Consider the following 9,932-nt stretch of genomic DNA (forward strand, 5'->3'; position numbering starts at 1 on the left):
GCCCGCCGTTCGGGTCATCGCCGAGGTCGGTGGCCACAGCGGGGTGGCGCGATGACCTCCGCCGTCGACACCGTCGCACCGAACCGACGAGCACTGGGCCGACGAGCGCTGGTCCGACGAGCACTGGGCCGACTCTCCCCACCGGGTTCGCTCACCGTGGTCGGCGGGCTCATCGGCGCGCTCATCGCCTTGTGGCCGGGCTCGTTGCCACGGGATGTCGTCACCGCAGCCGTCCTGACCGGCGTGTGCGTGGCGGTGATGACGGCGGTGGGTCGTGCACTCGGGTCGGCACGGCCCGAACGCCTCATCACCTCGTGGGCGGTTGCCGCTCTCGCGGTCGCCGTCCTGATGGCCGGGTCGATTGCAAACACGTTGTGGCAGAACATTCTCCGCAGCGATATCGGAATCGCAGGCGTGGGGCCCGCATACCCTGCGGCGACGGCCGCGGCCGGATGTGCGGGGTTCGTCGCGGTCGCATGGTTCGGGCGCCGCGCTGCGATGGCGGCAACCGCAGCACTCGCCACGGTCGTACTGTTCGCCACGCCCGCGACCTCGGCTGCCGCATCGATCGATGCCACACCCACGGCTGCCGACATCGACCGAACAGCAACCGTTCTCACCGACACGTGGGTTCGCGAGGGCGGTTTGCGCCGCGGCGCGGTGGTGATCGCGGTACCCACCGGATCGGGGTGGGTCGACCCGCAGGCGACGACGGCGATGCGCGCACGTCTGCACGACGATGTGGAGTTCTTGTCGTTGCCGTACGCATCGGCCTCGTCCTGGCGGGTCTTCGTCTCCGACCGCGGTTCGGCCGCAACCGCAACCGTGGCCCTGTTACGCCACGTCCTCGACGCCCGCGACTCGCTGCCGCCGGGTGTCGCTCGACCGCGGGTGTACCTCTACGGACAGAGTCTGGGCGCCCTCGGCGCCGACCGTGCGCGGGAGTGGGCCAATACCCGCCATCCGGGTGCGGTGGCGGGCACCGTGCTGGCCGGGGTCCCCGCCGACACCGTCGATCCGCGGGGCGGCGGGGCGTCGCGCATCGTGTTCGCCAACTCGTCCGACCCGGTCACCCGATGGTCGACGGCAGCGGTGTGGCGCCCACCGACACGCCCGGCGCAGACCCGGATCGTGGGTGCGCGGATGCACACCCCGCCGTGGCTGCCGGTGGTGTCGTTCGTGCAGACGTCGGTGGATCTGCTCGGCGCCCTCGACGGCCCCGCCGGGACCGGGCACCGCTACGGGCCCGAACAGGGCGCGCTGCCGTGATGCCGGGAAGTTACGCGATCGGCCCGCGGGCGGCTTCGTAGGCCGCCCCCACACGGTAAAGCCGGTCGTCGGCGAGTGCCGGAGCCATGATCTGCAACCCGACGGGCAGCCCGTCGTCGGCGGAGACACCGGACGGCACCGACATCGCCGCGACACCGGCGAGGTTCACCGGGAGCGTCGCCAGGTCGAACAGATACATCGCGAGCGGATCGTCGACCCTCTCGCCGATCCGGAACGCGGTCGTCGGGGTGGTCGGTGAGACCAGGACGTCGACCTTCTCGAAAGCGGCGTCGAAGTCGGCGGCGATGAGGGTTCGCACCTTCTGGGCCTGACCGTAGTAGGCGTCGTAGTAGCCCGAGGACAGTGCGTAGGTGCCGATCATGATGCGGCGCTTGACCTCCGGGCCGAAACCGGCTTCCCGGGTGAGCGCCATGACCTCTTCGGCGCTGTGGTGGCCGTCGTCGCCGACGCGCAGTCCGTAGCGCATGGCGTCGAAGCGCGCGAGGTTGCTCGACACCTCGCTGGGCAGGATCAGGTAGTACGCGCCGAGCGCGTAGGTGAAGTGCGGGCACGACACCTCGACGACCTGCGCCCCGCGCGCGGTCAGCTCGGCAACGGCCTGTTCGAAGGAGGCGAGCACCCCGGACTGGTAGCCCTCCCCCTGGAGTTCGCGGACAACGCCCACGCGCACGCCACTCAGATCGCCCGCCGCACCGGCCTTCGCCGCACCGACCACATCCGGGACCGGGGCGTCGATCGAGGTGGAGTCGCGCGGGTCGTGACCGGCGATGATCTCGTGGAGCAGCGCGGTGTCGAGCACGGTGCGCGCACACGGCCCACCCTGGTCGAGCGACGACGCGCACGCGACAAGCCCGTACCGGGAGACGGTGCCGTAGGTCGGCTTGACGCCGACGGTGGCGGTGACCGCGGCGGGTTGGCGGATCGATCCACCGGTGTCGGTGCCGATGGCCAGCGGGGCCTGGAACGAGGCGAGTGCCGCAGCACTACCGCCGCCCGAGCCGCCGGGAATCCTGGTGACGTCCCAGGGATTTCGCGTCACCTGGTAGGCGGAGTTCTCGGTGGAACTGCCCATCGCGAACTCGTCCATGTTGGTCTTGCCGAGGATCGGCAGACCCGCCGAGCGCAGCCGCTCGGTGACGGTCGCGTCGTACGGGGGCACCCAGCCTTCGAGGATCTTCGACCCGCAGGTGGTCGGCGCATCGGTGGTGGTGAACACGTCCTTGAGGGCGATCGGTACACCGGCAAGCGGCGACCGCGCCTCGCCCGCGGCGATGGCGTCGTCGGCCGCCTTGGCCGCCACCAGCGCTTGCGGACCGCTGACGTGCAGGAATGCGCCCAGTTGGTTGTCGATCTCGGCGATGCGATCGAGATGCGCCGAGGTCACCTCGACCGAGGACACCTCGCGGGCGGCGATCTTGGCGCCCAGTTCGGCGGCGGTCAGGCCGGTGATCTCGGTGGACGTACGGGTCGACGGCGCGCTCACTGTTCCTCCCCCAGGATCTGCGGGACCGCGAAACGATCCTGCTCGACGGCGGGCGCCCCGGACAGCGCCTGCTCGGTGGTCAGCCCCGGTACCGCCACATCGGGACGCAGCACATTGGCCAGCGCCGCCGGATGGGCGGTCGGCGGCACGTCGTCGGCGGCCACCTCCGACACCTGCGCGACATGGGCGAGAATCGAATCGAGTTGCTGCGCATAGACGTCGAGTTCGTCCTCGCTCAGCGCCAGCCGCGACAGCCGGGCCAGATGCGCAACCTCGTCGCGGGTGATCGCAGATCCGGTGGACGCGGACCCGGAGTCCACAGACCCCGTGCTCGCGGACTCTGAGTCCCCTGCCATGTCGATCGTGTCCTTCCGTGCCGGATCTCGCCGGGCCCGATGCGTCATGGGCCCGATGTCGCTGCAGCCGGTCTGCCGACCGGCAACCCCACCAAGCCTAGGCCACGGTCAGCGCAGCCATCGCGCCAGGCGGGCAGTGATCCACGGCAGCAGCACGTACACCATCACCGGGGTGCTGATCAGCGTGGCGATCAACGTCTTGAGCACCAACGGCAGATCACCGAGATGGGCAACCACCAGATAATTGATCAGCACCGACAACGGGAAGAATCCCAGCCAGATGGTGATCGCCTGCTTCCAGCGCGGCGGCGGCGCACCGAGCACGCGGACCGCATGAGTCAGATGGGATTGCGGTTCGAACCATCCCTCGATACCCGAGAGTCGATGCGTGGCGTGTTCGACCGCCACGCCCTCGCCTCGCGTCAGCCATGCCCGGCGAACCGGAGACCTGTCCCAGTCGTCGAGCGCCGACCCGTCGGCGAACCGATAGACGACGTAGTACTCGTCGGGCCGTTTTGCCGACCGTAGCCAGCCGCCCCCGAGAAATCCGGGAAAGGTTCGCGCCAACGCGATTCCGGCGTCGGTCCACGTGACGGAGTCATGTTCTCGGCCCGGCTCGATGCGCCGGGCCACCGATGTGGTCACATGCGCCGCCTCACGGTCGGGTGCGTGCGCGCCGGACCGGTCGCCGGGTTCTGTGTCGTCGTTGGTGTCGGCCACGGTTCCATCGTGGCGTCGGTTCGGTCACCGTGCAGCGTCGCCGCGTCGGGAAGTGATTAGACGGGCGTAGGATCGCCGGCGTGATCATCGTCACGAGCGCGTCGCTCGCATGCTGCCGAACGTGCGCCCACACCGCATTCGCCATCGCCGATGACCGTGCTCGGGGATTCGCGTGACCGGCATCGTCGCCGACCGTACCCGGGCACCGGCGGCCCGTCCTCGGCAGCACCGCTGGGCCGGTGCGACAATGGCGGCCGTGTCCTACCTGCTTCGGGTGTACCTCCAAGACCGGCCGGGAAGTCTCGGTCTGCTCGCCGTCCAGCTCGGCTCGGTCGGCGCCGACATCTTGTCCCTCGAGGTCGTCGAACGTGCGGACGGCTATGCGGTCGATGACCTCGTGGTCGAGGTGGCGCCCGGCTCACTGCCGGACACGCTGATCACCGCCGCAGAGAAGGTCAAGGGCGTCCGGGTGGACTCGATCCGCCCGTACTCCGGAGTGCTCGACACCCATCGCGAGCTGGAATTGGTCGATCAGGTCGCCACCGCACTCGACGACCGGTTGCAGGTACTGGTCGACAACGCGCCTCGCGTGCTGCGGGTGTCGTGGGCGACGGTGCTGACCCGGGCCGCGGGTGGTGTGCTGCAGTTGTTCGGCAGCTCCGGTGCGCCCGAGACGCATGCGACAACTGTGGACTGGCTCCCGCTGCAGAGCGCCGTCCGGCTCGACTCCGAAGCCGACTGGGTACCCGAGGGTTGGCAGGAGATGGACACCCGGTTGGCGGCCGCTCCGCTCGGTGACGGATCGAAGGCAATTCTGTTGGGACGCATCGGCGGACCGGACTTCCGTCCGTCGGAGATCGCGCGACTCGGTTATCTCGCCGGGATCGTGTCCACGGTGTTGCGCGCGGAGTCCTGAGCGCCCGTGCCCGAGGTCACCGTGGTACGCGGCGACATCACCGATGAGTCGGTGGATGCGATCGTCAATGCCGCCAACTCCTCGCTCCTCGGTGGCGGCGGGGTCGACGGAGCGATTCATCGCAGAGGTGGCCCGGCCATTCTCACCGCCTGTCGGGAATTGCGCGCGAGCACCTACCCCGACGGATTGCCGACCGGCGCGGCAGCGGCGACAATCGCCGGCGACCTCGACGCCCGGTGGGTCATCCACACCGTCGGGCCGGTGTACTCCGCCGCCGACGATCGCTCACCATTGCTCGCTTCGTGCTATCGCGAATCCCTACGTGTCGCCGACGATCTCGGCGCCGAGACGGTGGCGTTCCCCGCCATCTCGACCGGGATCTACCGGTGGCCCGTCGAGGACGGCGCACGGATCGCCGTGCAGACCGTCCGCGAATCGTCGACGGCGGTGCGATCCGTGCGATTCGTGGTTTTCGACGATATCGCCCACCGAGCCTTCGACGCCGCACTGGGCTGAGCCAGGCCGCCATTCGCGCATCCGCACTATTCGCGGATCTGCATGAGGGTCACTGCGGCGCCCTCGTCACCGTCGATTCGGTAGGTGAACGTCGACGGACCGTTGAACCCGTCGCCACCGACGGAGGCCTTGACGACGACCGTGCGCGCGTCGGGGAACTCGGCCGAGAGCACCTCGAGTGTCATGTTCTTGCCGATGTACTCGGCGTCACTCCATGCGGTGATCGGCTCCCGGCCGGTGAAGGTGCGACCCCAATCATCCACCGCCCCATCGGGTGTGAATGTCGCGAGAAAGGCGGCGAGATCACCCGCGTTGGTTGCCTCGATCGACGCGCGGACAGGTGTGGGTAGCGAGCTGATGGGCGGGTCGTCGGCCATGGGGTCACTTCCTCGGGTTCGTTGCGGCTCGGTCGTCACTCACCGGGTGGTATAGCCGCCGTTGGCGAACAGAGTCTGTCCGGTGATCCAATGCCCATCGGTGGCAAGGAATTTCACGATCGGTGCGATATCGGAGATCTCCGTCAGCCGCCCACCCATGGCTTGCGACTTGTGGAACTCGACACGCTCGGGGGTCTCCTGCGGATAGAAGAACGGGGTGTCCATCGGCCCGGGCGCGATGCTGTTGACCGAGATCCCGCGGTCGGCGAATTCCTTTGCCGCCGCGCGGGTGAAGTGCTCCACGGGACTCTTGCTGCCGGCATAGGTCGAGTACCCGTCGGTGAACGCGGCCAACAGTGAGGTGACGATGGTGACCACAGACCCGTTGTCGGACAACCGCTTACCTGCTTCGGCGAGGAAGAAGAACGCACTCTTGGCATTGATGTCGAACATCGAATCGTATTCGGCTTCGGTGACCTCGACGAGAGGTTTACGCAATACCTTGCCGACGGTGTTGACTGCCAGATCGACGCCGCCGAAGGCGTCGATGGCCGCGTCGAACAGCGTGGTGACCGCGGCGGGACGCGTGAGATCGCCGGCGACCGTGATCGCCTCGGCGCCCAGCGCCGCGATCTCGGCGACGGTGCGCTCGGCATCTGCACGTGAGGAGTCACCGTGGTGGTGGACAACCACGTTGGCGCCGGATCGCGCGAGCTCGGTCGAGATGAGCCCGCCGAGATTCTTGGCACCGGCTGCGACGACGGCAGTCTTGCCGGCCATGTCCTTTTGTGTGATCGCCGATTCCGCGACGGTGCCGCTCATGGGTCCCCCATTTCATGTGTCGTGACGCCGATCGGCTGTCATCGCTCGACCTGCGAGAACCACGCTACGAGCGACAACACACAAACACCATCGATTTGTATTGGTATCCGATCAACTACCATTTGTATGTGCCTGATGCCTCCGGAGAATCCCTGCCCTTGCCGGATATCCGTCGACTCGAGCAATTCGTCGCGGTCGCCGAATCGGATACCCTCGCGGACGCGGCCACCACGGTCTTCGTCACACAGCAAGCTCTGTCGACCGCCATCCGACGGCTCGAGACCGAGTTGGGCGTGTCCCTGTTCAACAGGGAGCATCGCGGGCTGACGCTGACCCCGGCCGGAGAGGATTTGCTCCGCAACGCACGTGCGATCCTCACCGGCGCGCGTCATCTCACCCGCTCGGTGCGCGCCGTGGCGCAGCAGCGTCCACCGGTTTTCGTCGTCGGACATTCGCCGGCTCTCTCCGGCGCCGAGGTCTTCTCTATCGTCGAATCCGCTGTCCAGCGTCACGAGGACATCCCGGTGACCGCCCGACCGGTGTTTCCGGCACAGTTCGTCGATGATCTGCTGCAGAACCGGGTCGATCTGGTCCTGCGCCGCGGCATCGACACCCCATCAGAACTGATCTCAGCCGTGATCGGCTATCAGGAACTCCGTCTGGCGGTGATGATCGATCACCCACTGGCCACCCTCGATCGGATCTCGATGTCCGACGTCGCCGAACACCCGGTGATCGTCTGGGCACCCGAACGTCACTCGTATTACACCGATTTCCTCGTCGCGCATTGTCGGCGGTCGGGGTTCGAACCGATCCTGCGGATCAATCGGGTCCAGGGCACGCCACCGACCACCGCTGTGCTCGTGGACACCACGGCGTGCGCCTTCGTGACCGCGCCTGCAGGCCCGGCGCACGGCGGCCGGGTGATGGTCAAGGAGTTCACCGACCCTCCGCTGTCTCCCATCCAGGCACTGTGGCTGCCGCACACGGTCTCCGATTTCCGGACCGCGATTCTCAATTCGGCGCCGGCTCGCCTGTCTCCAGAAGGTGCTTGAAGCCGTCCTCGTCGAGGATGGGTACCCCGAGTTGTTCGGCCTTGTCGGCCTTGGAGCCGGGCGAATCCCCCACCACCACGAAGTCGGTCTTCTTCGACACCGATCCCGATGCCTTACCGCCGCGGACGAGGATCGCTTCCTTGGCGCCGTCGCGCGAGAAATCCTGCAATGACCCGGTGACGACGATCGTCTTGCCCTCCAATGTGCGCTCGATCGACTCGTCTCGCTCGTCCTCCATGGAAACGCCTGCAGCACGCCACTTCTCGACGATCTCGCGATGCCAGTCGACGGTGAACCAATCGTGAATGCTCTGCGCGAGGGTGGGACCGACCCCCTCGACGGCGGCCAGGCGTTCCGGGTCGGCGTCCTCGATCGCCTGCAAGGAGCCGAATTCGGTCGCCAGCGCACGAGCCGTGGGCGGGCCGACGTGGCGGATCGACAGGCCGACGAGCACCCGCCACAGGGGCACCTCTTTCGCCTTGTCGAGATTGGCCAGCAGGCGCGTACCGTTCGCCGACAACGTGCCCTTCTTGGTGGTGAACAATGCGGTCTTCGCAAGATCATCTGCGTTGAGCGAGAACAGGTCGCCCTCATCGGTGATCACCCCGGCACTCAGCAACGCGCCGGCCGCCTCGTACCCGAGGGCCTCGATGTCGAAGGAACTGCGTCCGGCGAGGTGAAACAGTCGCTCACGCAGCTGCGCCGGGCACGACCGCGCGTTGGGACAACGGATGTCGGCGTCGCTGTCCTTCTCCGGCCGCAGCACCGAACCGCACTCGGGACATGTGTCGGGCATCTCGAAGGCGTACTCGCTGCCGTCACGCAGGTCGACGACGGGACCGAGGACCTCGGGGATCACGTCACCGGCCTTGCGGATGGTGACCGTGTCGCCGATGAGCACGCCCTTGCGCTTGACCTCCGACCCGTTGTGCAGGGTGGCCCGTGACACGGTGGAACCGGCGACGAGCACCGGCGCGAGCACCGCGAACGGGGTGACCCGGCCGGTGCGTCCGACATTGACCTCGATGCCGAGCAGTTCGGTGGTGACCTCCTCGGGCGGGTACTTGTAGGCGATCGCCCAGCGGGGTGCGCGCGAGGTGGCACCGAGTCGGCGTTGCAGCGTGACGTCGTCGACTTTGACGACGATGCCGTCGATCTCGTGCTCGACATCGTGGCGGTGCTCACCCCAGTAGGCGATCTTGTCGAGAATCGCCTCTGCACCAACGAGTTTGGTGGTGTGCGAGGACACCGGCAGCCCCCAGGCACCGAGCGCGAGGTAGGCGTCGTGCAGTGACGCCGGGCGCCATCCTTCGGTGTGGCCGATGCCGTGGCAGATCATCCGCAGCCGACGTCGCGCGGTGATCTGGGGATTCTTCTGTCGCAGCGAACCCGCTGCGGAATTGCGCGGATTCGCGAACGGCGGCTTACCGTCGGCCACCAACGAGGCGTTGAGAGTCTCGAAGTCCTCCACTCGGAAGAAGACCTCACCGCGTACTTCGAGGACGTGCGGTATCGGGTACTCGTCGGAGGCGGTCAGGCGTTGCGGGACATCGGTGATGGTGCGCGCGTTGAGGGTGACGTCTTCGCCGGTGCGACCGTCACCGCGGGTGGTGGCATGATCGAGCACGCCGTCGCGGTACACCAACGCCAGCGCGACCCCGTCGATCTTGAGCTCGCACAGGTACTCGGTTCCCGAGCCCACCTCGTCGGCCACCCGGGCGACCCACGCTCGCATCTCGTCGGCGTCGAAGACGTTGTCCAGCGACAACATTCGCTCGAGATGGTCGACGGGCGTGAACGCGGTGGAGAAACCTCCGCCGACGAGCTTGGTCGGCGAGTCGGCAGTGGCCAGCTCCGGATGCGCCTCCTCGAGTTCCTGCAGACGCCGCAACAGCCGGTCGAACTCGCCGTCGGAGATGATCGGTGCGTCTTTGACGTAGTACCGGAACTGATGTTCACGGATCTCCTCGGCCAACGTCGACCACTGTTCTCGCACGTCGGCGGACGGACCGTCGTTTGCCACCTGATCTGCTTCTGCCACCCACCGAGCGTATCGAAACACCCCGACAGTTCTCCTCGAGCGTTCCGGCAAACATGTGCGCAGCGTGCGATGCCGGTCTCGGCCGTCGGGGGTGTCGAGGCCTCGACCATCGGGAGGGGGCTTCCTTACCGGGCGGAGGATCCCTTTTAGTCGCTGGTCGAGGTGCCGAGGAGCGCCAGCGACGAGCCTCGAGACCTGTTGCACCGCTGCTGGTTTCCGACCCCACACCGAGCACGCGACGGTCTAAAACCCGCGGTCGCCGAGTAGTTGGGCGAGTCGGGTGTCGACCGGCGAGTCCAGACCAGGGTCGGGGGTGAGGATCTCGACGAGGTCGTAGTAGCCGTGCCCGATCGGGA

The 9,932-nt window shown here is 67.5% G+C and carries 10 protein-coding genes; 4 read left to right on the forward strand and 6 right to left on the reverse strand.

Annotation, left to right across the window (positions count from 1 at the left end; genetic code table 11):
• The first annotated feature begins 51 nt into the window (after window positions 1-51).
• A complete protein-coding gene (locus tag B1964_RS14595; protein ID WP_079930285.1) occupies window positions 52-1,269 on the forward strand; it encodes an alpha/beta-hydrolase family protein in 1,218 nt (405 codons plus the stop codon).
• 10 nt (window positions 1,270-1,279) lie between these two features.
• Here B1964_RS14595 and gatA read toward each other — a convergent pair whose 3' ends face one another.
• The 3 genes from gatA to B1964_RS14610 form a co-directional block, all read right to left on the reverse strand.
• Window positions 1,280-2,773 (reverse strand): Asp-tRNA(Asn)/Glu-tRNA(Gln) amidotransferase subunit GatA, encoded by a 1,494-nt coding sequence (gene gatA / locus B1964_RS14600; RefSeq protein ID WP_014360536.1) that lies wholly within the window; start codon window positions 2,771-2,773, stop codon window positions 1,280-1,282.
• On the reverse strand, window positions 2,770-3,129 hold the full coding sequence (gene gatC / locus B1964_RS14605) for an Asp-tRNA(Asn)/Glu-tRNA(Gln) amidotransferase subunit GatC (RefSeq protein ID WP_253194004.1): 360 nt from the start codon (window positions 3,127-3,129) through the stop codon (window positions 2,770-2,772). The genes gatA and gatC overlap by 4 nt, the downstream gene beginning before the upstream one ends.
• Before the next feature lie 108 nt (window positions 3,130-3,237).
• Window positions 3,238-3,849, reverse strand: a complete 612-nt coding sequence (locus B1964_RS14610) for an antibiotic biosynthesis monooxygenase (RefSeq protein ID WP_079930286.1) — start codon at window positions 3,847-3,849, stop codon at window positions 3,238-3,240.
• 247 nt (window positions 3,850-4,096) lie between these two features.
• On the opposite strand from B1964_RS14610, the gene B1964_RS14615 reads away from it, so the two are divergent.
• Both B1964_RS14615 and B1964_RS14620 read left to right on the forward strand, forming a co-directional pair.
• Window positions 4,097-4,765: a hypothetical protein gene (locus B1964_RS14615; RefSeq protein WP_006371000.1), complete on the forward strand. Its 669-nt coding sequence runs from the start codon at window positions 4,097-4,099 to the stop codon at window positions 4,763-4,765.
• 6 nt (window positions 4,766-4,771) lie between these two features.
• Window positions 4,772-5,281 carry an O-acetyl-ADP-ribose deacetylase gene (locus tag B1964_RS14620; protein WP_079930287.1) on the forward strand — a complete coding sequence of 170 codons (510 nt, stop codon included), beginning with the start codon at window positions 4,772-4,774 and terminating at the stop codon, window positions 5,279-5,281.
• Window positions 5,282-5,307: 26 nt separating this feature from the next.
• Here B1964_RS14620 and B1964_RS14625 read toward each other — a convergent pair whose 3' ends face one another.
• Both B1964_RS14625 and B1964_RS14630 read right to left on the reverse strand, forming a co-directional pair.
• Window positions 5,308-5,658, reverse strand: coding sequence for a nuclear transport factor 2 family protein (locus B1964_RS14625; RefSeq protein ID WP_079930288.1), 351 nt, complete (start codon window positions 5,656-5,658; stop codon window positions 5,308-5,310).
• A gap of 39 nt (window positions 5,659-5,697) precedes the next feature.
• Complete coding sequence (locus B1964_RS14630) at window positions 5,698-6,480, reverse strand: SDR family oxidoreductase (RefSeq protein WP_079930289.1); 783 nt, start codon at window positions 6,478-6,480, stop codon at window positions 5,698-5,700.
• 128 nt (window positions 6,481-6,608) lie between these two features.
• On the opposite strand from B1964_RS14630, the gene B1964_RS14635 reads away from it, so the two are divergent.
• On the forward strand, window positions 6,609-7,535 hold the full coding sequence (locus B1964_RS14635) for a LysR family transcriptional regulator (protein ID WP_172398844.1): 927 nt from the start codon (window positions 6,609-6,611) through the stop codon (window positions 7,533-7,535).
• On the opposite strand, the gene ligA is transcribed toward B1964_RS14635, so the two are convergent.
• The gene (gene ligA, locus B1964_RS14640) at window positions 7,495-9,576 is read right to left on the reverse strand and encodes an NAD-dependent DNA ligase LigA (protein WP_020170767.1); all 2,082 of its coding nucleotides are present in this window, start codon (window positions 9,574-9,576) and stop codon (window positions 7,495-7,497) included. The genes B1964_RS14635 and ligA overlap by 41 nt on opposite strands.
• Window positions 9,577-9,932 lie beyond the last annotated feature (356 nt).

The organism is Gordonia sp. i37 (genome assembly GCF_002043085.1).
Taxonomy (GTDB): domain Bacteria; phylum Actinomycetota; class Actinomycetes; order Mycobacteriales; family Mycobacteriaceae; genus Gordonia; species Gordonia polyisoprenivorans.